20 protein-coding genes are annotated in these 25,039 nt (G+C 65.3%); 14 read left to right on the top strand and 6 right to left on the bottom strand.

The window, feature by feature from the left end; genetic code table 11:
- Positions 1–240: 240 nt before the first annotated feature.
- Positions 241–948 (top strand): hypothetical protein, encoded by a 708-nt coding sequence (locus ACQP2U_RS01345; protein ID WP_433712996.1) that lies wholly within the window; start codon positions 241–243, stop codon positions 946–948.
- A 346-nt stretch (positions 949–1,294) separates the two neighbouring features.
- Here ACQP2U_RS01345 and ACQP2U_RS01340 read toward each other — a convergent pair whose 3' ends face one another.
- Positions 1,295–2,302, bottom strand: a complete 1,008-nt coding sequence (locus ACQP2U_RS01340; protein WP_433712995.1) for an alpha/beta hydrolase — start codon at positions 2,300–2,302, stop codon at positions 1,295–1,297.
- A 221-nt stretch (positions 2,303–2,523) separates the two neighbouring features.
- Between ACQP2U_RS01340 and rfbA the strand changes: the two genes are divergently transcribed.
- Both rfbA and ACQP2U_RS01330 read left to right on the top strand, forming a co-directional pair.
- Entirely contained in the window at positions 2,524–3,396 is an 873-nt protein-coding gene (rfbA, locus tag ACQP2U_RS01335) for a glucose-1-phosphate thymidylyltransferase RfbA (protein WP_433712994.1), read from the top strand.
- Between the two features lie 2 nt (positions 3,397–3,398).
- Positions 3,399–3,947, top strand: a complete 549-nt coding sequence (locus ACQP2U_RS01330) for a dTDP-4-dehydrorhamnose 3,5-epimerase family protein (RefSeq protein WP_433716801.1) — start codon at positions 3,399–3,401, stop codon at positions 3,945–3,947.
- A 69-nt stretch (positions 3,948–4,016) separates the two neighbouring features.
- On the opposite strand, the gene ACQP2U_RS01325 is transcribed toward ACQP2U_RS01330, so the two are convergent.
- Positions 4,017–5,474: an MFS transporter gene (locus ACQP2U_RS01325; RefSeq protein ID WP_433712993.1), complete on the bottom strand. Its 1,458-nt coding sequence runs from the start codon at positions 5,472–5,474 to the stop codon at positions 4,017–4,019.
- An 85-nt stretch (positions 5,475–5,559) separates the two neighbouring features.
- Here ACQP2U_RS01325 and ACQP2U_RS01320 point away from each other — a divergent pair, with 85 nt between their 5' ends.
- The gene (locus tag ACQP2U_RS01320; RefSeq protein WP_433712992.1) at positions 5,560–5,982 is read left to right on the top strand and encodes a MarR family winged helix-turn-helix transcriptional regulator; all 423 of its coding nucleotides are present in this window, start codon (positions 5,560–5,562) and stop codon (positions 5,980–5,982) included.
- A gap of 630 nt (positions 5,983–6,612) precedes the next feature.
- Here ACQP2U_RS01320 and ACQP2U_RS01315 read toward each other — a convergent pair.
- Together ACQP2U_RS01315 and ACQP2U_RS01310 are read right to left on the bottom strand one after the other, a co-directional pair.
- Positions 6,613–7,485: a helix-turn-helix domain-containing protein gene (locus ACQP2U_RS01315; protein WP_433712991.1), complete on the bottom strand. Its 873-nt coding sequence runs from the start codon at positions 7,483–7,485 to the stop codon at positions 6,613–6,615.
- A gap of 141 nt (positions 7,486–7,626) precedes the next feature.
- On the bottom strand, positions 7,627–8,238 hold the full coding sequence (locus tag ACQP2U_RS01310) for a DUF4282 domain-containing protein (protein ID WP_433712990.1): 612 nt from the start codon (positions 8,236–8,238) through the stop codon (positions 7,627–7,629).
- Between the two features lie 252 nt (positions 8,239–8,490).
- Here ACQP2U_RS01310 and ACQP2U_RS01305 point away from each other — a divergent pair, with 252 nt between their 5' ends.
- The 3 genes from ACQP2U_RS01305 (at position 8,491) to ACQP2U_RS01295 (ending at position 12,278) form a co-directional block, all read left to right on the top strand.
- Positions 8,491–8,973, top strand: coding sequence for a hypothetical protein (locus ACQP2U_RS01305; protein WP_433712989.1), 483 nt, complete (start codon positions 8,491–8,493; stop codon positions 8,971–8,973).
- Positions 8,974–9,214: 241 nt separating this feature from the next.
- Positions 9,215–11,446: a molybdopterin-dependent oxidoreductase gene (locus ACQP2U_RS01300; RefSeq protein WP_433712988.1), complete on the top strand. Its 2,232-nt coding sequence runs from the start codon at positions 9,215–9,217 to the stop codon at positions 11,444–11,446.
- A 217-nt stretch (positions 11,447–11,663) separates the two neighbouring features.
- Positions 11,664–12,278 carry a pyridoxamine 5'-phosphate oxidase family protein gene (locus tag ACQP2U_RS01295; protein WP_433712986.1) on the top strand — a complete coding sequence of 205 codons (615 nt, stop codon included), beginning with the start codon at positions 11,664–11,666 and terminating at the stop codon, positions 12,276–12,278.
- 104 nt (positions 12,279–12,382) lie between these two features.
- Here the strand turns inward: ACQP2U_RS01295 and ACQP2U_RS01290 are convergent, their stop codons facing one another.
- Positions 12,383–12,841: a GtrA family protein gene (locus tag ACQP2U_RS01290; RefSeq protein ID WP_433712985.1), complete on the bottom strand. Its 459-nt coding sequence runs from the start codon at positions 12,839–12,841 to the stop codon at positions 12,383–12,385.
- Positions 12,842–12,993: 152 nt separating this feature from the next.
- Between ACQP2U_RS01290 and ACQP2U_RS01285 the strand changes: the two genes are divergently transcribed.
- The 5 genes from ACQP2U_RS01285 to ACQP2U_RS01265 all read left to right on the top strand — a co-directional run bounded on the left by ACQP2U_RS01285 (position 12,994) and on the right by ACQP2U_RS01265 (position 23,294).
- Positions 12,994–14,448 (top strand): FAD-binding protein, encoded by a 1,455-nt coding sequence (locus tag ACQP2U_RS01285; protein ID WP_433712983.1) that lies wholly within the window; start codon positions 12,994–12,996, stop codon positions 14,446–14,448.
- Positions 14,445–15,206 (top strand): decaprenylphospho-beta-D-erythro-pentofuranosid-2-ulose 2-reductase, encoded by a 762-nt coding sequence (locus ACQP2U_RS01280; protein WP_397036393.1) that lies wholly within the window; start codon positions 14,445–14,447, stop codon positions 15,204–15,206. The genes ACQP2U_RS01285 and ACQP2U_RS01280 overlap by 4 nt, the downstream gene beginning before the upstream one ends.
- 345 nt (positions 15,207–15,551) lie before the next feature.
- On the top strand, positions 15,552–17,777 hold the full coding sequence (locus ACQP2U_RS01275; protein WP_433716800.1) for an arabinofuranosyltransferase: 2,226 nt from the start codon (positions 15,552–15,554) through the stop codon (positions 17,775–17,777).
- A gap of 220 nt (positions 17,778–17,997) precedes the next feature.
- Entirely contained in the window at positions 17,998–19,839 is a 1,842-nt protein-coding gene (locus tag ACQP2U_RS01270; protein WP_433712982.1) for a glycosyl transferase, read from the top strand.
- 59 nt (positions 19,840–19,898) lie between these two features.
- Positions 19,899–23,294, top strand: a complete 3,396-nt coding sequence (locus tag ACQP2U_RS01265; protein WP_433712981.1) for an arabinosyltransferase domain-containing protein — start codon at positions 19,899–19,901, stop codon at positions 23,292–23,294.
- A 58-nt stretch (positions 23,295–23,352) separates the two neighbouring features.
- Here the strand turns inward: ACQP2U_RS01265 and ACQP2U_RS01260 are convergent, their stop codons facing one another.
- Positions 23,353–24,282: an NADP-dependent oxidoreductase gene (locus ACQP2U_RS01260; RefSeq protein WP_433712980.1), complete on the bottom strand. Its 930-nt coding sequence runs from the start codon at positions 24,280–24,282 to the stop codon at positions 23,353–23,355.
- A gap of 104 nt (positions 24,283–24,386) precedes the next feature.
- Here ACQP2U_RS01260 and ACQP2U_RS01255 point away from each other — a divergent pair, with 104 nt between their 5' ends.
- A complete protein-coding gene (locus ACQP2U_RS01255) occupies positions 24,387–24,788 on the top strand; it encodes a winged helix-turn-helix transcriptional regulator (protein ID WP_433712979.1) in 402 nt (133 codons plus the stop codon).
- Between the two features lie 64 nt (positions 24,789–24,852).
- Entirely contained in the window at positions 24,853–25,014 is a 162-nt protein-coding gene (locus ACQP2U_RS01250; RefSeq protein WP_169811244.1) for a hypothetical protein, read from the top strand.
- Positions 25,015–25,039 lie beyond the last annotated feature (25 nt).

Genomic DNA, 25,039 nt, shown 5'->3' with positions numbered 1-25,039 from the left:
CAACCAGGTTCGAATCTGTGATGTTCATCACTCTGGACATCGGAAAAGAAATAAGCGTGGTTCAGTCGATACTGAAAAACCCCGGTCAGCGCGCTCATTTCCGAGAACCCACCAAACCTCGAGTCGCGATGGTGAACAAAATTTGAATTAACGGTCACAAGCGGTTCACCACGCGTTAGCTGGTCTAGATTTCGATCGTCTAGTCCCCTCCGAACGCTTCACATCGAGGTCCAAAATAAAATGCTGATGAGGAAATTCGCCGCGACTTCGGCCCTGCTGATCGCCGCCATGGGCGTCACTGCGGGCACCGTCAACGCGGCACCGGCGGAATCCGCCGATGCCCCGGTCAACTTCACCGCGAACGCCACCGACACCCAGTCGATCATCTCGATCGACTCCGGCTCGCTGGTTGTCGAAGACAATGCGCTCAAGATCAAGGCCGCCAACGGAACCACCGTCGCGGGCACCCCGCTCACCTTCCGCGTCGACGACTTCGAGTTCCCGATCGCCGCGGACATCGCCGACCACACCGCCACCCTGACCCCGCAGCTCGACATGGCGAAGGCCACCTACAAGCCGGTCGCGCTGCCCTTCGAGGACAAGGCGCCCTGGAAGTCCGAATACGACCGTGAGACGGCCGCATTCAACCGTCTGAAGGACACCATCGGCATGGGCGCCACCATCGGCACTCTGGTCGGCGGTCTCGGCGGCGGCGCCATCGGCTGCGTCCTCGGTGGTATTGCCGGCGCGACCGTCGCCTCGGCCACCATTGTCGGCCTGTTCGGCGCGTTCATCCCAGCCGCGGCCATCGGCTGCCTCGGCGGCATCATCGCCATCGGTGCGCTTGGCACCCTGGCCGGTCAGATCCTGATCACGGCTCCGGTCGCGATCGGTGCGGCGATCCAGTACTTCTCCACGATCAACGCGCCGTTCAACGCGCCGAAGTAAGTCGAGCGACGGCTCTGCACAACTGAAAGAGAGCCCAGGAAACCCCGCCCGGTCATCGACCAGGCGGGGTTTCCACTGTTGATCGCGGCTCGGTCCGAAATGGCCGTGCGTTTGCGGATTTGATAGGACCGTGATGGGCGCGATGCCGGAGTAATTACAACCGTCGCGTGGGTGAACAAAAAGTTAATCAAGTTGGACCAAATGCCGCACGTATGCCCCTCGCGAGAATTCTCCGGATAACCGAGGGGAATTCACGGCAAGGTTCCCAACCAAAGAACCCCGCCCCGGACCGCCGCTGAAGGGGAGGTCCGGATGCGGGGTTCGCGACTCGTCCGGCCGATCCAGGTCAAGCCGTCCGAGCCTGTTGGGACTGCTCGAGGCGGGCGCGCACGAACCGGGAGACCCGGGCCAGTGCCATCCTGCTCTCGGGCAGGTTCGGGGCTATCGCCATGAAGGCATGCACCTGACCGCGCCAGATCTCCAGCGCGTTCGGGACACCGGCCGCGGTCAGCCTGCGAGCCATGAGCTCGCAGTCATAGCGCAGCATCTCGTCTTCGGCGGTGATCAGCAGTACCGGCGGCAGACTCGCCAAGGCGCCGTTGACCGGCGACACCAGCGGGTCCAGCACCCCATCCACCTCGGCGCCGAGCCGCACCACCGCCTCCAGGGCGGCCAGCGAAAGATAGGGATCGCGCGCGACATTCATATAGTCGCGCTTGGCGGCGTAGTCCAGATCGAGCAGTGGGCTCAACCCGATCAACCCACCCGGCGACGGCAGCCCGGCCTCGATCGCGCGCAGTGCGGTGGCGAAGGCGAGGAAGCCACCCGCCGAATCGCCCGCGAACATGACCCTGGCCGGGTCCGCGCCGTGCCGCAACAGCCAGCGGTAGGCCGTCAGGCAGTCCTCGATCGCGGCGGTGACATTATTTGCGGGCAGCTGGCGGTAGTCGACATTGACCACCGGCAATCCGGTGCGCCGGGCCAGGCTGGCCGCGATCGGGCGATGGGTGCCGAGACCGCAGATGGCGAAGCCACCACCGTGCATATACAGCACCGCGCCGTGCCGCAGGGCACGCGAACCGCCCGACGGCCGCAGGATCTCCATCCGAAACCCATTCAGCGTCACCTGTTCCCGATCAACACCGCGCGGCTGCGGACGCAGTCGCGCCAGTCCGTCGATCGCGAGAGCACCGATCGGGATGGTCGTGCGGCTGACCGGAAATACGCGCAGCACCGGCCGCACCGCACCGAGACAGGTCGCCAGCAGCAATCGGGCCGATGCGCTCGGACCGTCCGGGTTCATCAGCAGACCCGGATCACCCGCGTCGAATTCACTCCCGTTGATCGCCACCATCGCGCACCTACCTCACACTGGCGCGCCGAACCCGACCGAACGGTTCTCCAAGCGAGAGTCGACGCTGACATCTCACACGCTGATGTTTCAGAACACCATAGCGTGATCTACGTAACATATATCGCCCGCCGCGCCGACGCGCTAAACGTTCGTGATCAATTCGTAGGCCAGTCGGAACCTCGCCGAAGCCGAGCGCGATACGCCTGGCAGACTCGTGGACCATGCGCGGAATCATCTTGGCCGGCGGCACCGGATCCCGCTTGCACCCGATCACGCGCGGGGTGAGCAAACAGCTGGTCCCGGTCTACGACAAACCGATGGTCTACTACCCGCTGTGCACGCTGATGCTGGCGGGTATCAGGGACATCCTGGTGATCACCACACCCGAGGACGCCGATGCGTTCTGCCGCCTACTGGGAGACGGCTCGCAGTTCGGCATCTCGATCAGCTATGTGGTGCAACCGGAACCGGACGGACTCGCCAAGGCGTTCGTCCTCGGCGCCGACCACATCGGCGGCGAGAGCGCCGCATTGGTGCTCGGCGACAATATCTTCCACGGCCCCGGCCTCGGCACCCGCCTCGAACGCTTCGCCACGATCGACGGCGGCGCGGTCTTCGCGTACTGGGTCTCGGATCCGACCGCATACGGCGTCGTCGAATTCAGCGCGGGACGAGCGGTTTCGATCGAGGAGAAGCCGAAGGTGCCGCGGTCCAACTACGCCATCCCCGGGCTGTATTTCTACGACAACGATGTCGTGGAGATCGCGCGCGGGCTGCGACCGTCGGCGCGCGGCGAATACGAGATCACCGATATCAATCGCGCCTATCTGGAACAGGATCGGCTGAGCGTCGATGTGCTCGCCCGCGGTACCGCCTGGCTGGATACCGGCACCTTTGATTCGCTGCTCGACGCCGCCAACTATGTGCGTACCATCGAACAGCGGCAGGGCCTGAAAATCGGTGTGCCGGAGGAGGTCGCGTGGCGACGCGGCTACATCGACGACGAACAGCTGCGCGCGCTCGCCGAACCGCTGGTTCGCTCCGGCTACGGGACCTACCTGCTCGACCTGCTCGAGCGGGGACGGGATTGGTGAGCATGGAATTCCGTGAACTCGCCGTGCCAGGGGCATGGGTGATCACCCCGCGCCAATTCAGCGACGAGCGCGGCATGTTCTGCGAGGCGTTCAAGGCCTCGGAATTCGAGAAGGTGACCGGTCGGGCGTTCGATCTGCGCCAGGTCAATTGCTCGGTCTCGGCGGCCGGGGTGCTGCGCGGCATCCACTACACCGAGGATCCGCCGGGTCAGGCCAAGTACGTGACCTGTGTGCGCGGCGCGTTCCTCGATGTCGTCGTCGATCTGCGGCCCGGGTCGCCCACCTATGGGCGCTGGGACAGCGTAGTGCTCGACGATGTCGATCGGCGCTCGATGTTCCTGTCAGAGGGGCTCGGTCATGCGATTCTGTCGCTGGCGGACCACTCCACCGTCACCTATTTGTGTTCGATCGAGTACACGCCCGAATTCGACCGAGATATAGATGCCTTCGATCCGCGGCTGGGCATCGAATGGCCGAAGGTCGGTCTGGACGGTCAGCCGCTGACGTACGTCCGATCCCCAAAAGACGCTGCGGCTCCGCCCTTCTCGTGAAGCGCCGAACGTCACCGCCCCCGATGAGGAGGGAGCGGTGATGTTCGACTTTTCGTCGACGGAGGGGAATCAGCCGACGAGTTCCAATTCCGGCTCCTGCGCCCGTGCTTTGGCACGCTTGGGCAGGTAGGCCGTCAGTGCGATCAGCGCGCCGACAATGGCGACTCCCGCGGCGAATTGCAGTCCGGGGCGAAAGTTGTCGAGCATCGCGGACGCAGTGCTCGCGCCGTGGTCGCCCGAGGAGATGATCGCGGTATTCACCGCGAGCACGATGGCCGCGCCGACCTGCATGGAGGTCTGCAGCACACCGGCCGCCAGGCCCTGCTCATCATCATCGATGCCATTGGTGGCCTGAATATTGATGGCGGGGAAGCCGACCCAGCCGATGCCGATCAGCAGCACCGCGGGCAGGATCATCGTCAGGTACGACGGGGTCGTGTCCAGCCGCAGGAACAGCAGGTAGCCGATGGCCATCACGACCATCGTGATCGCGATGATCGGCCCGGTGCCGAAACGGTCGACGAGCTTATCGGAGAAGAACGCCGAGGCGACCACCAGCAGACCGACCGGGAGCAGCGCCATGGCCAGCTTCAGCGGCGACCAGCCCAGTGAATCCTGCATGTACAGCGTCACGATGAACTGCCAGCTGAAATACGAACCCGCCACCGCGATGATCGCGAGGCTGGCCCGGACCAGCGTCACCTTGCGCAGGATGCCGAGGCGCACCAGCGGGTACTCGACCTTCTTCTCCACCGCGATGAATCCGGCGAACAGCACCGCGGCGCCGACGAACGAACCGATGGTGCGCGCCGAACCCCAGCCCGCCTCGGGTGCGGAGACCACGGTGTAGACCAGCAGCAGCATGCCCGCGGTGGACAGCAGCGCACCCAGGATGTCGTGTCCGCCCTCCTCGGCGGCCTCATCCTTGGGGACCAGCACCCAGGCCGCGGCCAGTGCGGCGAGCGCGATCGGAACCGGAAGCAGGAAGGTCCAGCGCCAGCCGATGCCGGTCATCAGACCGCCGAACAGCAGACCCATCGAGTAACCGCCCGCGCCGAACACGGTGTAGATGGACAGTGCTTTATTGCGGGCCGGGCCCTCGGCGAAGTTGGTGGTGATGATGGACAAACCGGTCGGGGCGGTGAATGCCGCGGCCAGGCCCTTGATGAAGCGGGTCAGGATCAGCAGCGGGCCGGAGGTGACCAGACCGCCCGCCAGCGAAGCCAGTGCGAAGACGGCCAATGCGATCAGGAAGACCTTGCGCCGCCCGAGCAGGTCGGCGGTGCGACCGCCGAGCAGCAGCAGGCCGCCGTAACCGAGCACGTAGCCGCTGACCAGCCACTGCAGGGTGGAAGTTGACAGATCCAGTTCGGCGCCGATGGACGGCAGCGCCACACCGATCATCGAGACGTCGAGACCATCGAGGAACAACACAATGCAGAGGGTGATCAGCATGCCCCAGAGACGGGTGGACCATCTGATCGGATCGGTCGCCGTCGCGGCCGAAAGGGTTGCTGCAGAAGACATGGGCGGAACATTACATGCGCCGACATTAAATGCCAAGACATTTAATGCGCTTGCATCGTCCAGCGCGGAGCACTAGGATAGGGCTATGTCGAAGCCGTCGACAACACAATTTCTCGGGCGCGATGTGGCGCCCACCGGGTTGGTCGCCGAGTGGCGTGAGCTGCTCGACCGGCACGCCGCCGTGAGCTGTGCACTCGAGAAGGAGTTGCAGGGCAAGCACGATATCGGCCTCAGCGAATTCGAGACGCTGGACCGACTGGTCGACGCCTCCTGTGGCGACTATCGGATGAGCGATCTGGCCAACGACATCTACCTGAGCCAGAGCGCCCTCTCACGCGCGGTGGCGCGACTGGAGCGCGACGGACTGGTTTCGCGCAGTATGTGCGCCGAGGATCGACGCGCGATCTTCGTCTGCCTGACCGAAAAGGGACGCGAGGTCTACGAGGCCGCGCTCCCGACCCATCGCGAGGTACTGGAACGGACCTGGGGCAGTCGGCAGAAGTGCTGAGGCACTAGCTCATCCACGCCTTCCCAGCCACTACGGAGCAAGTGTTACGAGCGAGAAGCTCGCGGCCCGTCACCCGTCCGCGCGAAGGCGCGGCCACCAGCAGAGCCGTCGAAGCGCATGCAACACAATCGCCGAACTCGACCATCCAGCACCCGTGCACCAAGTGCCGAACACCTCCGCCATCAACCACAACGGAGCGAGTCATACGAGCGACCCGTTCGCGGCCCGACTCGGCGCGAGTCGGGCCCTTCCAGCACGCGTACACCAAGTGCCGAACACCGCCGCCATCAACCACAACGGAGCGAGTCGTACGAGCGACCCGTTCGCGGCCCAACTCGGCGCGCCTCACCTACGCCGACGGTACTGACCGCCGAAATCCGTACGCCGATCGGCTTCCGAGCCGTCGAAGCGCATGCGCCCGCAGGCACGGGACTCCCCTTCCAGCACGCGTGCACCAAATGCCGAACGTCCCGCCATCACCAGCCCCAACGGAGCGAGTCTTACGAGCGACCGTTCGCGGCCCGTCTCGCGTCCGAGCCGTCGAAGCGCATGCGCCGCAGGCGCGAGTCTCGACGGCTCGGACGCGAGACACCAGGGGGCCGCGAACACGCCGCGCCGAAGGCGCGGCCATTAAACCGAGCGCGCTTCCTCTATGCCTGGGCGGGCATCCACCGCGACCGACTTGATGTTCGCGAAAGCCGTTCGGTAGCGATTGATGTCGTGTTCCTTGTCCAGATACACCGGTCCGGTGAACGCCTCGACGTAGACCACCGGCGGCTCGCGCAGCTCCACTTGGGCCGTATCGGCGAATTCGAGCAGCACGAACGGACCGGAATCCATGCCGTCGTGATAGCCGGAATCCGAGGGCACCAACTGGATTCGCACATTCGGCAGATCGCACATGCGCCGCAGGTGCGCGAGCTGTTCGACGCTCACCTCGATGCCGCCGACCCGCCGCCACAGCACCGACTCGCTGATCACCACATCCAAATGCAGCGGCGAATCCTTGCGCGTGAGCAATGCCTGCCTGGCCGTGCGCAGCTGCACTCGCCGGTCGATTTCGGTCTCGGATGCATCCGGGCGCGCGGACTTCAGCAGCGCGCGGGTGTATGCCTCGGTCTGTAGCAGTCCGGGGATCAGCTCGTTCTCGTAGGTGGCCAGGGCGCGTGCGGCTTCCTCGAGGCCGATGTACACCTCGAAACCCTCGGCGATCACATCGCTGTAGCCGGTCCACCAACCTCTGGCCTTGGTTTCCTTGGCCAGTGCGGTCAGCGGTTCGACGAGATCGGTTGGCGCACCGTAGATCTTGCACATGGCCTCGACGTCCAGGCTGCGCAGTGATGTCTGCCCGGTTTCGATCCGCCAGATCTTGGCCTCGGACCATTCGAGCTGTTGGGCCGCCGTCCGAGTGGTCATCCGGGCCCGATTGCGCAGATCACGCAGATGTCGGCCGAGCTGCCTGCGCGGCATGGTCGAGCCGGTCGTGCCCTGCGGTAAAGCCATGTTTCCCCCTCGCGATATCCGAACAGCATTGTTTCACAGTAAATCCGACACAGGTCACGCCGAGTGGCCCAGGCACGCCAAGGGCGCAACAGCGACGAACAGGTTCGCGCAGGTGGCGATCCGGCAACTCGGCGCGGGGCCTTATTTGCGTTCGCCGCGCTTGCGGAAACGCCAGAACTGCACGGCGCGAACGTCTTCGGAAAGCTGGTTGACCGGCTCGGCGACATCGGCGAGCGCTTGGAACAGATCGTCGGCGAGATCGGCGATGTGCTCGACCTTGGTCGCCAGCTTGGACGCGTTCTCCAGGAATTCGAGCAGCAGGCGTACGACGGCCGCGATGGTCAGGCCAAGGGGTATCGCGATCAAGGCGGCCAGCACGCCGAACACCGCGGAGACCTGCCACATCAGCACCGTCAGTGCGATCGGAATGCCGATCGCGAAGGCCAGGCCGAGCATGTAGGCAAGGGGCAGCAGCGTCCTGGTCGCCGGCCGGTGGAACTGCACGTCGAGCAGGCCGCGGGCGGCATCGGCGGTCCAGGCACGGGGACTTTCGAAGGGTTCGGCCGGTTCTGGCTCCGCGGTGCGCGAGAACCGTTTGGACGCGGTCTCTTTCCAGCCGATCCAGCGTGATTCGGTTTCGAACTCCGCCGAATCCGGCGCGCTGTCGACCCTGTCTGCCGAATTGCTTCGTGATGCCGCGCGCCCACCCGCCCGACCGCTCCCCGTCGAATCGCTACCGCGATGCTCACTCATATCGCGATCCTTCCCCCAATTCGACGCCCGGCCAATAGGAGTGGATTCACATAGAAGGCGCGCCTGCCATGACCCGAGGGCCGATCGGCACGACTGATTGAGGGGGTGCCTCGGTGATAGCCGATTACTACCGGGTGAGACGAACCCGACAGTCACCAAGATCTTTTGTACAACCCGTAACGCCCACCCCACCCCGCCCCGATACCACCCACGTATGCAGGACCCAGATCTATCGGGGAATGGAGAAAGACAGTGCGCACCACGTTTCCGACTTCCGCATCGGCGGCAGAGATGACTGCCGCGGCGCAGGACTACATCCAGCGCGGGTGGACGATCGCTGAAACGACCAACGGAATCTGCCTGATCACGGACGAGGATCTGTCGGGTATCGAGATCAGCGGTGAACTGGCCGGCGAGGTTCGCCGGTTCCTGCGCGCGAACAACCTGACCGGCCCGGTCATCGAGATTCCCGGTGCCGAGCGTCGCGAGATCCACTTGGTCACCGGTCTGCGCAAGGCCGCGATGGCGCTGGAGGCACTGCGCGAGGCGGGCGCCACCGTCTACACCGACGGTGACGGCATCCCGCTGCCGCCCACCCAGCTCACCACCGGGGAGGCTTGCTGGGGCGTGGCTCCCGCCGAGGCCCGCTGGATTCCGCCCGTAGTCGCGATCGGCGCGGCGGTCCGCTCGGCGCTCTCGCGTCGCACGACCGTCAACGCAACCGTCGCCTGCTGAGCTCGTCCGCCTCTCCGCATACTCACGCCAGACAAGTTGGGTGCCGCTCGGCCTGCGCATAGATACTGCGTCGAGTGGCATGACCTGTCTTGGGCGTACCCGACGAGTTAGCCATGTTCTCGCGAAACCAGTCGTTGCGATGGTGCCGTTCGACTGGTTCGCCGAACATGTCGGAACGGTTCACGCGGGCATATAGACCGTTCTTGTTTCACATAGATCCATCGCGCGCCATGATGGGGCTATGGCCCAGCTCACTGATGACTCCCGCACGCTGTTGCGGACCTGCCCGCTGTGCGAGGCGGTCTGCGGACTCGAGATCACCCTCGACTCGAATGACCACGTGACCTCGGTTCGCGGCGACCGGCAGGATCCGTTCAGCAAGGGATTCATCTGCCCCAAGGGGGCCAGCTTCGGACATCTCGACGAGGATCCGGACCGGTTGACCGAACCGATGATCCGCGACCGAGCCACCGATACCTGGCGCACCGCATCCTGGGCCGAGGCGTTCGATCTCATCGCCGCACGCTTTCCGGCGATCGTGGCCAAGCATGGAAATCAGTCGGCGGCACTGTATCTCGGCAATCCGAACGCGCATACCGTGGCCGGGGCGCTTTATGTGCCCGTGTTGATCCGGGCGCTCGGCACCAAGAATCTGTTTTCGGCGAGTACCGCAGACCAAATGCCCAAACAGGTGGCGAGCGGGTTGATGTTCGGCGATCCGCTGACCGTGCCGGTGCCGGATCTGGATCGCACCGATTATCTGCTGATGCTTGGCGCGAATCCGCTGGAGTCGAACGGATCGCTGTGCACCGCACCTGATTTCCCGGGCCGGTTGAAGGCGCTGCGCAAGCGCGGCGGCAAATTCGTTGTGGTCGATCCGCGGGAAACGCGGACCGCCAAGCTCGCCGATGAACATCTGTTCATCCGGCCGGGCAGCGATGCTTATCTGTTGTTCGGGATCGTGCATACGTTGTTCGAACAAGGTCTGACCGATATCCGCATGGATGTCGCGGGGCTGGACGAAGTTCGCACAGCCGCCGCCGACTTCCCACCCGAGGTGGTTTCGGCGCGGACCGGAATTCCCGCCGAGACGGTTATCCGGATCGCGCAGGAATTGGCGGCGACGCCGACCGCGGCGGTATATGCGCGCATCGGCACCTGCACAGCCGAATTCGGCACGCTGACTCAGTGGTTGGTCGAGGTCATCAATGTTCTGACCGGCAATCTCGACTCACCTGGCGGTGCCATGTTCGCCAACGCCGCGGCGGGTGGCATCCCGCGCACCAAGCCATTCCGCACCGGACGCTGGGCAAGCCGGGTGCGCGGACTACCCGAGGCGATGGGCGAACTGCCGGTGGCCACGCTGGCCGACGAGATCACCACACCGGGCGCGGGGCAGGTGCGCGCGCTGGTGACAGTCGCGGGTAATCCGGTGTTGTCCGCGCCGAGTGGGTCCCGGTTGGCCACGGCCTTCGCGCAGTTGGACTTCATGGTCAGCGTGGACCGGTACCTGAATGAGACCACCCGGCATGCGGATGTGATCCTGCCGCCGCCGCGGCCGACGCAATCACCGCATTACGACTTCGCGTTGCTGCAGTTCGCGGTTCGCAATTACGCGCGGTACTCGCGGCCGCTGGTCCCACTCGGCGACCGGCCTTCGGAGTCGGAGATCCTGGCCAGACTCGGTGCGGCGCTCACCGGTAAGCCCGCCGGACCGGAAGCGCTGAACGACGTCAACGAACTGATCATCGCGGGCATGCTGCACAAAGCGGGTATGTCTGAGCGGCGGCCCGAACTCATCGGGTCCAACAGCACCGAGCAGCGCATCGATCTCATGCTGCGGCTCGGACCGTACGGCGAATGGAATGCCGCTGCGAGCGACGGGCTCGGCGGCGGTGGCCCGCGTGACCGCGGGGATCACTACGGCACGCTGAATCTGCAGGTGCTGCTGGACAATCCGCACGGTGTCGATCTCGGACCGCTGCGGCCGCGCCTGCCCGGCGTGCTGCGGACCGCGTCCAAGCGGGTGGAGTTGGCGCCGCAGCCGCTGCTCGACGATGTCGCGCGGCTGCGGGCTCGGCTCGCCGATGCCGCGCCGGATGTGGTGTTGATCGGGCGGCGTCAACTGCGATCCAACAATAGTTGGATGCACAATATCCCGACGCTGGTCAGCGGGTCGAATACCTGCACGCTGCATATCAATCCGGCGGATGTGGCGCGGTTGGGGCTCGGCGATACCGCTGTGGTGAAGTCTGCCGCGGGGACGCTGACGGTACCGCTGGAACCGACAGAGGCGATCATGCCCGGGGTGGTCAGCTTGCCGCACGGCTGGGGACATACCGACAGCACGCAGACGGTGGCCCGGGCGCATGCCGGTGTGAATGCCAATGTGCTGACCGATGATTCGGTAGTGGATGTGCCGTCCGGAAATGCGGTCTTCAATGGCGTTCCGGTGACCTTGACGCCTGCCTGAGTTGTGCTCGGTCCGACCGGTCGCGAATCGCAAATATTCCGGGCGGTCGGATTGTAGCTAATTCATGGAAACCCTTGCGCTAACTATAGATTCAGTGCATTCTCAACATGGATTTTGCTGTGTTGCCAGATTAAAATGGACGGGATTTCGGTTTAGTCGCGGGCTCAGCGTCGAACCCGTTGCCGTATGCCGGATTCCAGCTACCAGAGGGGGCGCGATGCCCGGTACACGTTGTGGCAGTGACGGTGAGCACGAACTACAGGACAGGTACGGCACGCGCGACCGCGCCGAACGCTTCTACCAAGATCAAGTACTCGATCACCTGAACCCGGCGATGATCGAGTACATCGCCAGGACAGATATGGCGTTCATCGCCACCGCGGACAAACACGGCGAATGCGACGCAAGCTTCCGCGCGGGACTGCCCGGCTTTCTGCATGTGATCGACGAACGCACACTTGCGTACCCGGAATACCGCGGCAACGGCGTGCACGCCAGTCTCGGCAACATCCTGGAGAACCCGCACGTAGGCATCCTGCTAATCGATTTCGTCCAGGATCTGATCGGATTGCACATCAACGGTTCGGCACGGATCGTGGACGACACCGCGCTGCGCGGCAACGTCCCCGCACTACCCGCGAGCATCAAAGGACGAGCCGCCGAACATTGGGTGGTCGTAGATGTAGAAGAGGCCTACATCCACTGCCGCAAACACATCCCGCATCTGGTCCCCGCAGCGCGCGAACAGCGCGAGTGGGGGACGGACAACGTCCGCGCCAAGGGCGGTGACTACTTCGGAGCGAAAGCACAAGCCAACGCCCTGATTCGATAGCCGAACTTGCTTTACTCGCCCCAGGCGGAGCGAGTCTTACGAGCGACATTCGCGGCCCGTCTCGCGTCCGAGTCGTCGAAGCGCTTGCGCCGAAGACGCCGCAATCAGGCGCCGAGTTTGAAGATGACCAGGCGCTGGACGACGAAGTTGATGACTGTCGCGGTGCCCTGGGCGATGACGAAGGCCAGGGGCTGGCGCCACCAGTCGCCGGGAAGTGTGGCGTAGAGCACGGCGTTGATGCCGACCTGGACGGCGAAGGTGACGGCGTAGAGGACCACGACAGCGAGGAAGCGGGCGCGGCTCGGCGGCGCCTGGAATGTCCAGCGGCGATTGATCAGGTAGGCGGTGGTGGTGCCCGCGATGAAGCTGATCGATTTCGCGACGCTGACCGGTAGGCCGATGAGGTTCAGCAGGAAGCTGTAGATCCCGTAGTCGACGATGGCCGACAGGCCGCCGGTGAGGGTGAAGCGGACTATCTGGGTTTTGAGGTCGACATCTGTTCCGCCCGGCTCGTCGACCAGCGGCAGTTCGGCCGGGAGCGGCAGGTGGGGTTCGGCTTGCACGCCGACGAGCCTAACGCCGGTGACGCGCGGCAAGCGGACCGAGCACCGATTGGACGTTCGTCCGGCGCGACGCAACCGACGGAGGACCTCACATACCGGTGAGTACGGCGACGCCGACCGGATATCGGCTCATGCATGTAGCCTCTATGCCGATGTCCACGAAAGCTCCGACCGCCACCACAACCGGGAACTCCGGCAATGTCACCGACGGCACCTACGCGTTGCCGACGCAGACCAAGGCATTGACCGGGTGGGGTCGCACCGCACCAACATCTTCCGAAGTGCTCTCGACGAGCGATCCCGAACTGATCGCCAAGGCCGTCGCCATGGTCGCCGAGGACAACGACTCCAAGCCGGCCCACCTGCGTCGCGGCATCATCGCGCGCGGGCTCGGCCGCTCCTATGGCGATCACGCGCAGAACGCGGGCGGCCTCGTCGTCGATATGACGGCGCTGAACAATATCCACCGGATCGACCGGGACACCCGGATCGTCGATGTGGACGGCGGCGTCAGCCTGGACCAGCTCATGAAGGCCGCGCTGCCGTTCGGGCTGTGGGTTCCGGTGCTACCGGGTACCCGTCAGGTGACGATCGGCGGCGCCATCGCCTCCGATATCCACGGTAAGAACCATCACAGCGAGGGCAGCTTCGGCAACCACGTGCGCTCGATCGATCTGCTCACCGCCGATGGGCAGGTGCAGCACATCACGCCGAAGCGCAATGCCAAGCTGTTCTGGGCGACCGTCGGCGGCAACGGACTCACCGGCATCATCCTGCGCGCGACCATCGAGATGGCGCCCACCGAGACGGCGTACTTCCTCAACGACGGCGTGAAGACCACCACGCTCGACGAGACCATCGCCGCGCACAGCGATGGCAGCGAGTCCAACTACACCTACTCGAGCGCGTGGTTCGACGTGATCAGCCCGCTGCCGAAGCTCGGCCGGGCCACCATCACCCGGGGCCGCCTCGCCAAACTCGACGAACTACCCAAGCGCCTGCGTAAGAAGCCGCTGAAATTCGATGCGCCGCAGCTGATGACGGTGCCCGATATCTTCCCGAACTGGACCATGAACAAGTTCACGCTCCAGGCCATCGGCGAGGCGTACTACGCCATGGGCGGCAACTACACCGGCAAGGTGCAAAATCTCACGCAGTTCTACCACCCGCTCGACATGATCGCGGAGTGGAACCGCGGGTACGGTTCCAACGGCTTCCTGCAGTACCAGTTCGTGGTGCCGACCGAGGCGGTCGAGGAGTTCAAGCGGATCATCATCGATATCCAGGCCTCGGGGCACTACTCGGCGCTGAACGTTTTCAAGCTGTTCGGACCGGGTAATCCGGCCCCGCTGAGCTTCCCGATGCCGGGCTGGAACATCTGCGTCGACTTCCCGATCAAACCGGGTCTGAACGAGTTGGTGAGCGAGCTGGACCGCCGCGTCATGGAGTTCGGCGGGCGGCTGTACACCGCGAAGGATTCGCGCACCACCGCGGAGACCTTCCACCAGATGTACCCGCGGATCGACGAGTGGATCAAGATCCGCCGAAGTGTCGATCCCACAGGCGTTTTCATGTCCGATATGGCGAGAAGGCTGGAGCTCCAGTGATTAATGCCGTAGGCAACCCGCAGACCATCCTGCTGCTGGGCGGTACCTCGGAGATCGGCTTGGCGATCTGCGCCGAGTATCTGCGCAAGAGTCCGGCGCGCATCATCCTGGCCGCACTGCCCGGTGATCCGCTGCGCGAGGACGCCGTCTCCGAACTGAAGGCCGCCGGTGCGACCCAGGTCGACGTCATCGACTTCGACGCACTCGACACCGAGAGTCATCCGAAGGTGATCGACGCGGCCTGGGAAGGCGGCGATGTGGATGTCGCCATCGTCGCATTCGCCCTGGACGCCGATCCGGAAGAGCTGTGGCAGAACCAGCGCAAGGCCGTGCAGGTCGCCGGAATCAACTACACCGCGGCGGTTTCGGTCGGTGTGCTGGTCGGCGAGAAGATGAAGAAGCAGGGCTTCGGGCGGATCATCGCCATGTCCTCGGTGGCCGGTGAGCGGGTGCGTCGCTCGAACTTCGTCTACGGCTCCACCAAGGCCGGCCTGGACGGCTTCTATCTGGGACTCGGCGAGGCGCTGCGGCCGTACGGACCACGCGTGCTGGTGATCCGGCCGGGCATGGTGCGGACCAGGTTCTCCGCGCACGTCAAAGAGGCTCCGCTCACCGTCAATAAGGAAGATATTGCGGCGCTGGCGGTTTCGGCGTCGCAGCGGGGCAAGGAGCTCGTCTGGGCGCCCGGTACCTTCCGCTTCGTGATGATGATCCTGCGCCACATTCCGCGCCCGATCTTCCGCAAGCTGCCCATCTGATTTCCCGAGCCGCACCCTGTCGGTCGCGCACATGTTTGCGCGGGACGGGTGCGGCTCGTCTGTATCACGCGGTTCCGCGGCTGCCCGGCGGGTTCGGTGCCGACGAGACAGCAAGTCCGACATCAGCGCACGCCACTGTGCCATTTCGGTCGATACCATCGTCGCGGTTCGCCGGTACCGGTCGATGCGGCATTCGGCACCCTGCCCATGCGAACGGCCGGGCGACCTGGCAAGTTCGGAGCCGACCTCGAGCCGTCGCATTGTCGAAGGAGCACTCCGTTGAGCACAGTCACGGCAGAACGCGTCGAGCACTCCGCACCGGAGCGCGGCCGGGCTGCGCTGTTGATCCGGCATATCGGCTCCGGCGTAGGTGAGGCGCTGCTGGCCGCCGTGGTGGCCGCGCTCGTCGCCGCCGTTGGACTGGTGGCGTTTTCGATGGTGCAGTGGCCCGCGTTCAACTCGTCCAATGTGACCAGATCGTTGACCACGGTCGGACAGGTCGGGGCCGCCGTGCTGCTCGGCGTGGCGATCCGGCTGGTGCGGGCGCGGCGGTGGCCGTGGGTGGCGAAAATGCTGTCCTGGGTCGGGATTTCGACGTTCGTCACGGTGACTTTGGGAATGCCGCTGGCGGCGACCAAGCTGTATCTCTTCGGTGTCTCGGTGGATCAGGAGTTCCGCACCGAATACCTGACACGGCTCACCGACAGTGCTGCGGTGCACGATATGACCTATGCCGACCTGCCGCCGTTCTATCCGGCCGGCTGGTTCTGGATCGGCGGGCGCGTAGCGAATCTGCTCGGGATGGACGGCTGGGAGGCTTTCAAGCCGTACGCCATCGGATCGCTCGCGGTGGTCGCGGTGATCGCACTCGTCCTGTGGTCCAAGCTGATTCGCGCCGACTGGGCGATCGGGGTCAGTGCGGCGACGACCGCGGTGGCGGTGGCTTATGCGTCGCCGGAGGCATACAGCGCGGTCATTGTGCTGCTGCTGCCGCCCGCGTTGATTCTTGCCTGGGGCGCGTTGTATCGGCCGCTCGAGCGGTCGGGCGGCACCGTAGGTGAGGTGGCATCGAGTGGCGCTGGTGCGTCAGGGGGTGCCGCAACCGCAAGCGACACCGCGACCTCACATAACGCCGCAACGGCAGGGAATGCCGCAACCCCAGGGAGTGCCGCAGCCTCAGCTGTCGACAGCGCTGCGGGCAGTGGGGCGGTAGTTGGTACCGCCACCTCAGGCAGTGCCGCCACCTCTGGTGACAAAGGCGCGGCGGGTGGCGAAGACTCGGCGGCCAGCAGCGGTATGGCAGCCAGGAGCGCCCAGACGAGTGGTAGTGCCACGACGGCCAGCGCTGCCGGAACTGCCGGGGGATGGGGGGCGGTTATCGGTGCCGGGCTGTTCCTTGGGATGGCGGCGTCGTTCTACACGTTGTATTTCGCGGTGGCGGCCTTCGCGGTCGGGCTGATGGGGCTGGTTTCGGCGGGGCTCGCGGTGCGGGCAGAGCGGGTGGCGAGCCGAGCGCAACGCGGCGGGGCGGGTTCGATTCGGCGGGCAGTCGTGCCGCCGCTGGTTCGGCTCATTGTCATCGCGGCGATCGCGGGCCTGGTCGCGCTGGTCGTCTGGCTGCCGTTCGTATTGAAGATGCTCGGTGGGACGATGCCGAGTTCGGGGACGGCATTCCATTATCTGCCCGAGGGCGGGGCGCAGTTGCCGTTGCCGATGGCGGAGTTCTCGCTTTCCGGGGCGTTCTTCCTGCTCGGGACGGTGTGGCTGGTGCTGCGGGCGGCGTCGTCGCGGCGGGCGCAGGCGCTCGGCATCGGCGTAGTGGCGATCTATCTGTGGTGTCTGCTGTCGATGATGGCGACCGCGGCGGGTACGACCCTGCTCTCGTTCCGGTTGACGCCCGTGCTCGAAGTACTGCTGGCGGCGGCGGGAGCATTCGGCTTCGTCGAAGGCGCGCGGGAGGCCTATGGTGCACTCAATGAGGCGGGACGGTTCAAGTTCGCCGTGGTCGTGGTCGCCATTGTCGGTGCGCTCGCGTTCACGCAGGACATTCCGCAGGTGCTGAAGCCGGAGATCACCACCGCCTACACCGACACCGACGGCAACGGCGAACGCGCCGATAAGCGTGCACCGGGTGCCGCGTCGTACTACCGCGAAATCGATGCGGCACTTATCGCGCAGACTGGCCGTCCACGCTCGGATTCGGTGGTTCTTACCGCCGATACCAGCTTCCTGTCCTTCTACCCGTATTACGGCTTCCAGGCGCTCACTTCGCACTACGCGAACCCGTTGGCCGATTTCGCGGGCCGTGCCGCCATCATCGAGTCGTGGAGCAAGCTGAACTCCTCCGCCGCCCTGGTGGACGCACTCGACAAGAGTCCATGGCGCGCACCGGACGCATTCCTCTTCCGTAGCAGCGGCGATACGTACACGCTGCGCCTGGCCAAGGACGTCTACCCCAACGATCCCAATGTGAAGCGCTACACGGTGAGCTTCCCCAAGGAGCTCTTCGCCGACCCGCACTTCACCACCACCAACATCGGTCCCTTCACCTTTGTCGTCGTCAATCGCTGAGGCCCGTCGGCAACACCGGGCGGTGTTCGACGCATGAATTCGCGAGAACATGGGTAACTTGCCGGGTACCGGCCGACCTGGCCGTCCACTGACCGGTGGCCGCCGACGGCAGCGTCGCGGCCCCGAATCCGGCGCAGCAAGGGCCGGGAGCCGGGCGATCCACAGGGTAATTGGGTACCGTGGACCGCTGATCTGACCATTTACGTGGGAGAAGTTCGTTTTGCAGGTCGAAGCACCACCAGCAGTAGGCGTCGTCACCAAGGATTCGACACCGGCTGGCGGGGCCAGACCCGAGCCGCGCATCACGAAGCGGAGACGGATCCGGGTCGATCGCAGTGATCTGGTCGCCTCGGCGAGCTATCTGGCATTGGCGATCACGGTGCTTTCCGGACAGTGGCGCAATACACACAGCGGGTACCTGATCAAGAGCGGTCAGGACCAGACCATGTGGGAATGGTTCTTCGCGGTCACCGCACATTCGGTGGCGCACCTGGAGAATCCGCTCGGCACCAATCTGCAGAACTTCCCGGCCGGTGTGAACATGATGGCCAATACGGCCATGTTCGGGGTCGGAGTGCCGTTGACGCCGGTCACGCTGCTGTTCGGACCGACCGTCACCTTCGTGCTCGTCCTCACGCTCGGCCTCGCCTCCACGGCGTTCGCCTGGTACTGGCTGTTCTCCCGGGAATTGGTGCAGTCCCGACTGGCCGCCGCGATCGGCGGACTGTTCTGCGGTTTCGCACCCGCGATGATCTCCCATGCCAACGCCCACCCGAATTTCGTGCTGCTTGCGCTGCTTCCGGTCATCGCGCTGCTGTTGATCCGCCTCGCACGACGTACGGCAGCCGCGGATACCACCCAGCCGCGCGGGCGAGTTCGTGATGCCGTCGTGCTCGGCTTCCTGGTAGCGATGCAGATCGCGCTCGGTGAGGAACCGCTGCTGATCTTCGCGCTCGCCTTCGGACTTTTCGGCCTCGTGTACTACCTGCACACACCGGGCAGAGGCTGGCGGGTGCTGCGCTCGCTCGCCCCGACCATCGCATTGGCGGCGGTGATCACCTTGATGCTCACCGAAATTCCGCTGTGGTGGCAGTTCTTCGGCCCGCAGAGTTATCGCTCGATCGACCATGGACCAATGGGCAACGATCTGAAGGCCATCGTGCAGTTCCCCGCCGAATCGCTGGGTGGAATGTTCGCGCCCGGCCAGTACGTGTCCATGAACGACACCGAGCAAAACGCCTATTTCGGCTGGCCACTGCTACTTTTGCTGCTCGTGACGGTGGCGCTGCTGTGGCGTGACCGGGTGGTCCGGGCGGCGACCGCGGTGATGGTGGTCTTCGGGGTGCTTTCGCTGGGTGCGACGGCCATGATCGGCAAGCAGTCGACCGGGGTCGAATTGCCCTGGCGTTGGGCCGAATTGGTCCCACTGCTCAATACGGTGCTGGAGACTCGGCTAACCATGGCCGCGATTCCGGCCATCGGTGCGGTGCTGGCATTGGCGACCCAGCGGGCGGTCACCTGGTGGCGGCAGTCACCGGTCGACTGGCGGCCGCTGGCCTGGTTCCCGGCGCTCGGGCTGGCCTTGGCTCCGCTCACTCCGACCGTACTTCCGGTGATCGAGCGCGCACCGACTCCGGAGTTCTTCGCCGACGGGACAGTAATGAAGTACGTGAGTGGCGGCTCGGTCGTCATGGTGCCGCCGCCGCGTCCCCCCGACGCGAAGGCATTGCGCTGGCAGGCCGACGCCGACTTCGACTTCCCGCTCGCCGGAGGCTATTTCGTCGGCCCGACCGGCGCGAATAAGAAAGGCATCTACGGACCCGATTTCCGTCCGACCACCGCGCTGCTCGTCGGTGCCCTGGACACCGGGGTCGTCCCGCCCATCGACGCCGATACCCGTGCACAGGCACTCGACGATCTGCGCTTCTGGGAGGCGGATGTGGTGGTCCTGCCCGCGACCAAGAACTCCGAAGTGCTGCGCACCACCATGACCGAACTGCTCGACGTCGCGCCGCGACAGGTCGATGACGTGTGGCTCTGGGACGTCCGGTCGCTGCGGTAGGCGGCGGCGATGATCTCGGTGGCGAGCGTCACCAACGCGGGTGGCTAGCATGGTCCCTCGTGCGACCGGACCGAACTTCTGCAGCGTTCACCCGCAACCGCCTGATCGCCCTCGTCTCCGGGTTGCTCGGATTCGTATTGGCACTGTTGACGCCGTTGCTTCCGGTGAAACAGGATCAGGCCGCGCTCGACTGGCCCCAGGCGGGCAATGCAAGTGTCGAGGCGCCGCTGGTTTCGTATGTGCCGCTGCGGTTGGATGCGACGCTGCCGTGCTCGGTGGTGACCGCCGCCGGATCCGGCACGGTGCTGTCGACCATTCCGTACGCATCGGGTCAGGCCAGTGCCAAGGGACTGATCGTCTCGGTCACCGACGGCACACTCGCGGTGCTGCAGCGTGATGTGCCGCTGCTGTCCGCGCCGGTCGCCGAGATAGCCGGGTGCGAGTCCGTCACCATCACCGCGACCGCGGCCGCGACCTCGGTCGAATTCGTCGGTGCGAAGCGCCAGGACGGTACGCCCTTCCGCAACAGCATCACCCGCGATATCCGCCCGCAGGTAGTCGGCGTCTTCACCGATCTGGATGCCGCGAAGCTCGATGGCGCGAAACTGCACGCCGATATCGATTCCCGCTTCTCCTCGACTCCGTCCGCGCTGAAGCTCGGCGCGATGATCGCCGCGGCGATATGCACGATCATCGCGCTGGTCGCGCTGCACCTGCTCGACAATGCCGACGGTCGGCGGGCGCGCCGGTTCCTGCCCGCGCACTGGTGGCGATTCACCCTCGCCGACGCGGCGATCCTCGGCATCTTGGTGCTGTGGCATTTTATCGGCGCGAATACCTCCGACGACGGCTACATCCTGAACATGGCTCGTGTCTCGGAGCATTCCGGATACATGGCCAACTACTACCGTTGGTTCGCGGTGCCCGAAGCGCCGTTCGGCTGGTCCTACGAGGTGCTGGCCTGGATGACCAAGGTCTCCGATGCCAGCCCGTGGATGCGGCTGCCCACACTGGCCGCCGGAATCGTGTGCTGGATGGTGATCAGCCGAGAGGTGCTGCCGCGCTTGGGCGCTCGAGTGCGCAGGCACAAGGTGGCCCTGTGGACCGCCGGTCTGGTCTTCCTCGCGTTCTGGCTGCCCTATGACAACGGACTGCGACCGGAACCGCTGATCGCCGCAGGCGCGCTGCTGACCTGGTGCTCGATCGAGCGGGCCATCGCGACCGGACGGCTGCTGCCCGCCGCGGTCGGTGTGCTGATCGCCGCGTTCTCGCTGGCGGCCGGTCCCACCGGGCTGATCTGCGTGGCGGCGCTGATCGCGGGTTCGCGGCCGGTGCTGCAGATCATTATTCGGCGGGCGCGTGATGCGGCGGGCACGCTGGCGGCACCGGATGCCGAGCGGACCGGGAACCGATCCGAACCGGTTTCCGCGGGCACCGCGAATGCGGTTGGGCATGAAGGCGGATCGGATGCCGAGCAACGGACCGCCGTCGCTCCCCAGAAGGACCACAGTACGTCGCGCCTGGCCACTGTCTTCCGTTATGCGGCGCTGCTGGCCCCTGGGGTCGCCGCGGGAACTCTCGTGCTGATCGTGGTTTTCGCCGATCAGACGCTGGCGACGGTGATGGAAGCGACCCGGGTGCGCACCCTCGTCGGGCCGAATGTGGCCTGGTTCGACGAGCGGACGCGGTGGGATTCGCTGCTGATGCTCTCGCCGGACGGATCGCTGGCGCGGCGGTTCGGTGTGCTGGTCATGCTGCTGTGTCTGCTGGTCTGTGTGCTGCAGGTGCTGCGCAAGGGGCGGATTCCTGGGACCTCGCGCGGGCCGTCGGTGCGGATTCTGGGCATCGTCTTCGCCTCGCTGCTGCTGATGATGTTCACACCGACCAAATGGACCCACCACTTCGGCGTATACGCCGGGCTGGCCGGATCGCTGGCGGCGCTGGCGGCGGTTGCGGTGGGGACCAACGGAATTCGCTCGCCACGCAACCGCGCGCTGTTCGCGGCGGCGGTGCTGTTCCTGCTGGCGATCACCTTTACCGGCTCCAATGGCTGGTGGTACGTATCCAGTTACGGTGTGCCGTGGTGGGACAAGGCCCCGCTGGTCGCCGGTAAGGGCCTGTCGACGCTGTTCCTCGGGCTCAGTGGAGTCGCGCTGGTGGTTGCGGTGTGGCTGCACTATCGCGAGCCGTATCGCGAGAAGACGGATGCGCCAGGTCGTTTCGAGCGGTATGCCTCCGCACCGTTGACGATCGCGGCCGCGCTGCTCGTGCTGTTCGAGGTCGCATCGATGGCCAAGGCGGCGGCCACGCAGTACCCGGCATACTCGATCGCGAAGTCGAATCTCGAATCGCTGAACGGTAATACCTGTGCGCTGGCCAACGAGGTGCTGGTGGAGACCGATACGGCGGACTCACTGCTGCTCCCCTACGCCGGCTCCCCCGCCGACGGGTTGTCCGCGGAATCGAAGGGATTCACGCCCAATGGCGTGGCCGCCGACCTCACCGCCGATGCCGAGGAGACGGTCAGCGGCGGTGCGAATTCGGTGAACAAGGATTCGAAGAACAAGACCACCAACACCACCGGTGCGGGCACCGGCGGCGGCACCAGTCAGCAGGCCGGAATCAATGGCAGCACAGTGGCATTGCCGTTCGGCCTGGATCCGGCGCGTACCCCGATCATGGGCAGCTACCAGGACGGAGCCGACCAACAGCAGGCCAAACTCACCACGCAGTGGTACCGGCTCGATCTCACCGACAGCATGCGCAACGACCCGGCCTACCAGGTACTCAGCATTACCGCGGCGGGCCGGATCCGCTCGATCGACGCCGACGGTGTGCTCACCTACGGACAGGAGCTGCACCTGGAGTACGGCGTGCGAGGAGCCGACGGCGAGGTGCAAACGCTCGGCTCGGTGGATCCGCTCGATATCGGCCCCGCTCCGTCATGGCGCAATCTCCGCGTGCCACTGGACAAGTTGCCCGCCGACGTGAACGCGGTGCGATTGGTCGCGGTCGACAACGACATCACCCAGAAGCAGTGGTTGGCCGTCACCCCGCCCCGGCTGCCGCATCTGTCCACGTTGAATTCCGTTGTCGGCGAAACCGCTCCGGTCCTGCTGGACTGGCACGTCGGCCTGGCCTTCCCCTGCCAGCGCCCGTTCGACCACCACGACGGCGTCGCCGAGGTCCCCCAGTGGCGGATCCTGCCCGACCGCGTCGGCTCCGACGCCTCCAACGCCTGGCAGGACGATATCGGCGGCGGCCCCCTCGGCTGGACCGGTCTACTCCTGAAATCCCGAACCATCCCCACCTACCTCGACCACAACTGGACCCGAGACTGGGGCTCCCTGGAACAGTTCACCCCCTACGCCCCCACCGCCACACCCGCGACGATCACGACCACAGTGCGATCGGTCAATGGCTGGAAGAAAGCCGACCCGATCCGAGCGCGCTAGCGTGCGCGGTGGGGCTGGACGCGTCTCGCTTCTTTCGGCCTGAAGACAATTCGCTGGGTCAGGAGATCAGAACGAGGCGGCCGCGCAGGCCACCTGCCGCGAGGCGCTGCTGGGCGTCGGCAACCGCATCCAACGGGTAGGTTTGCGCTACGCGGAGGGTGAGTTGGCCTTTGTCGACCAATGCGACGAGTTCGTCGAGTTGGGTGCGGTCGGCGTGGACCAGGACGGTGGTTACCTTGGTGCCGCGCAAGGGGATCGGCGTGGCTGGAACGCTGACGGAGACGAAGCGACCGCGGGCGCGGACGGCGGCGAGGGTTTCGGGGCCGAGGGCGGCGGCGTCGAGGGCGGCGTCTACGCCGCCGGGTATGAGGGCTCGGACGGCATCCGGAAGGTTGGCTTCGCGGGGGATGAAGTCGGTGGCGCCGAAGGCTCGAACGGTGGATTCGTCGGCAGCCGACGCAACGGCGATTACTCGAATACCTCGCGCTGCGGCGAGTTCGACGGCATAGCCGCCTACCGCGCCTGCCGCGCCGGTGATGAGGAGGGAATCGGCAGGCGTCAGGTCGAGGGCGGCTAGGGCCTGAAGGGCGGTGAGGCCGTTGAGCGGGATGGTGGCGGCGGCGGTCGCTGGTACGGAAGTCGGTGCGGGGGCGATGTTTTGGGCTTCGAGGACGACATAATCGGCTTGGGCCGCCAACGAGATGTCGAGACGGTCGCTGATGCCGATCACCTGCTGCCCCACCGTGAAATCGACACCGGACCCGACGGCGTCGATGACGCCGGCGACATCCCATCCGATTCCCCACTGATCGCGCGGGGCGGCGAACGCAGTCCCGCCGACACCATTTCGAACCATGAGGTCCACCGGATTGACCGTCGCCGCGGCCACTTTCACCCGAACCGAACCCGGTCCCGGCTCTGGCGTCGGCACCTCGATGATCTCCGCGACTGCCTCCGGGCCGGGTCGCCGGACTACTACCGCACGCATGGCACTCCTTCTCGCTTATCGGGTTACCTCGACAAACTAGGTCGCGTTACTATCTGTCGGGTAGTAGTTACCTAGAAGTGCGTAACGGGCGGCAGGGAAAGCAGATGGCGACAACGACCGCGGCACAACGCCGCGACCTGGCAAAACAGCAATACGACGCCTACGTGGCCGAATGCCCGATGCGCCACCTTCTCGACCGGATCAGCGATAAATGGGTCAGCCTGATACTCAACGCCCTCGCCGACGGCCCGCTGCGCTACGCCGAGATCAACCGCGTCATCTCCGGCGTCAGCCCCAAAATGCTCACCCAAACCCTGCGCACCCTCGAGCGCGACGGCCTACTCGAACGTCGGATCACCGCCGAGGTGCCGGTCCGGGTCGACTACGAACTCACCGCGCTCGGTCATAGCCTGCAGCCTGTGATGCGCGCCATAAAAATGTGGGCCGAGGAGCGCATGGACGACGTGCTCGCGGCCCGCGCACGTTACGACGGTGAACCAGCGTGACCATGTCGTAAAAGTTGGCCACGAAAGCCTTCCCACTCGTGAAGCTGGCCTTAACCTTTTATTCATGACCGCGGCCTTCGATGATATGGATCTGCGCGACCTCGTCGGACTGCTCACCGAGGATGAACTACGGGAGCTTCGACCGGCGGTGCTACGCGTGTTATCCCGCCAAACCCCGCAAGAGTTGCTCCGTCGTGAATTGGGCCTACGCATGGCGAAGGTCTAGTCCGCAAACCGTCATCCACCAGGCC

This window comes from Nocardia sp. CA-084685, from assembly GCF_050955785.1.
In the GTDB taxonomy this organism is placed as follows: Bacteria; Actinomycetota; Actinomycetes; order Mycobacteriales; family Mycobacteriaceae; genus Nocardia.
Note: the sequence above shows the minus strand (reverse complement) of the source record. Positions and strands in the feature narration are given on the sequence as shown.

What these genes read in the sequence shown, in the direction of transcription:
- ACQP2U_RS01300 (WP_433712988.1), top strand. Translation starts at nt 9,215, where the DNA reads ATGGCCCAGCTCACTGATGACTCCCGCACGCTGTTGCGGACCTGCCCG.
- ACQP2U_RS01345 (WP_433712996.1), top strand. Translation starts at nt 241, where the DNA reads ATGCTGATGAGGAAATTCGCCGCGACTTCGGCCCTGCTGATCGCCGCC.
- ACQP2U_RS01330 (WP_433716801.1), top strand. Translation starts at nt 3,399, where the DNA reads ATGGAATTCCGTGAACTCGCCGTGCCAGGGGCATGGGTGATCACCCCG.
- ACQP2U_RS01250 (WP_169811244.1), top strand. Translation starts at nt 24,853, where the DNA reads ATGACCGCGGCCTTCGATGATATGGATCTGCGCGACCTCGTCGGACTG.
- ACQP2U_RS01315 (WP_433712991.1), bottom strand. Translation starts at nt 7,485, where the DNA reads ATGGCTTTACCGCAGGGCACGACCGGCTCGACCATGCCGCGCAGGCAG.
- ACQP2U_RS01325 (WP_433712993.1), bottom strand. Translation starts at nt 5,474, where the DNA reads ATGTCTTCTGCAGCAACCCTTTCGGCCGCGACGGCGACCGATCCGATC.
- ACQP2U_RS01320 (WP_433712992.1), top strand. Translation starts at nt 5,560, where the DNA reads ATGTCGAAGCCGTCGACAACACAATTTCTCGGGCGCGATGTGGCGCCC.
- ACQP2U_RS01260 (WP_433712980.1), bottom strand. Translation starts at nt 24,282, where the DNA reads ATGCGTGCGGTAGTAGTCCGGCGACCCGGCCCGGAGGCAGTCGCGGAG.
- rfbA (WP_433712994.1), top strand. Translation starts at nt 2,524, where the DNA reads ATGCGCGGAATCATCTTGGCCGGCGGCACCGGATCCCGCTTGCACCCG.
- ACQP2U_RS01285 (WP_433712983.1), top strand. Translation starts at nt 12,994, where the DNA reads ATGTCCACGAAAGCTCCGACCGCCACCACAACCGGGAACTCCGGCAAT.
- ACQP2U_RS01255 (WP_433712979.1), top strand. Translation starts at nt 24,387, where the DNA reads ATGGCGACAACGACCGCGGCACAACGCCGCGACCTGGCAAAACAGCAA.
- ACQP2U_RS01295 (WP_433712986.1), top strand. Translation starts at nt 11,664, where the DNA reads ATGCCCGGTACACGTTGTGGCAGTGACGGTGAGCACGAACTACAGGAC.
- ACQP2U_RS01340 (WP_433712995.1), bottom strand. Translation starts at nt 2,302, where the DNA reads ATGGTGGCGATCAACGGGAGTGAATTCGACGCGGGTGATCCGGGTCTG.
- ACQP2U_RS01310 (WP_433712990.1), bottom strand. Translation starts at nt 8,238, where the DNA reads ATGAGTGAGCATCGCGGTAGCGATTCGACGGGGAGCGGTCGGGCGGGT.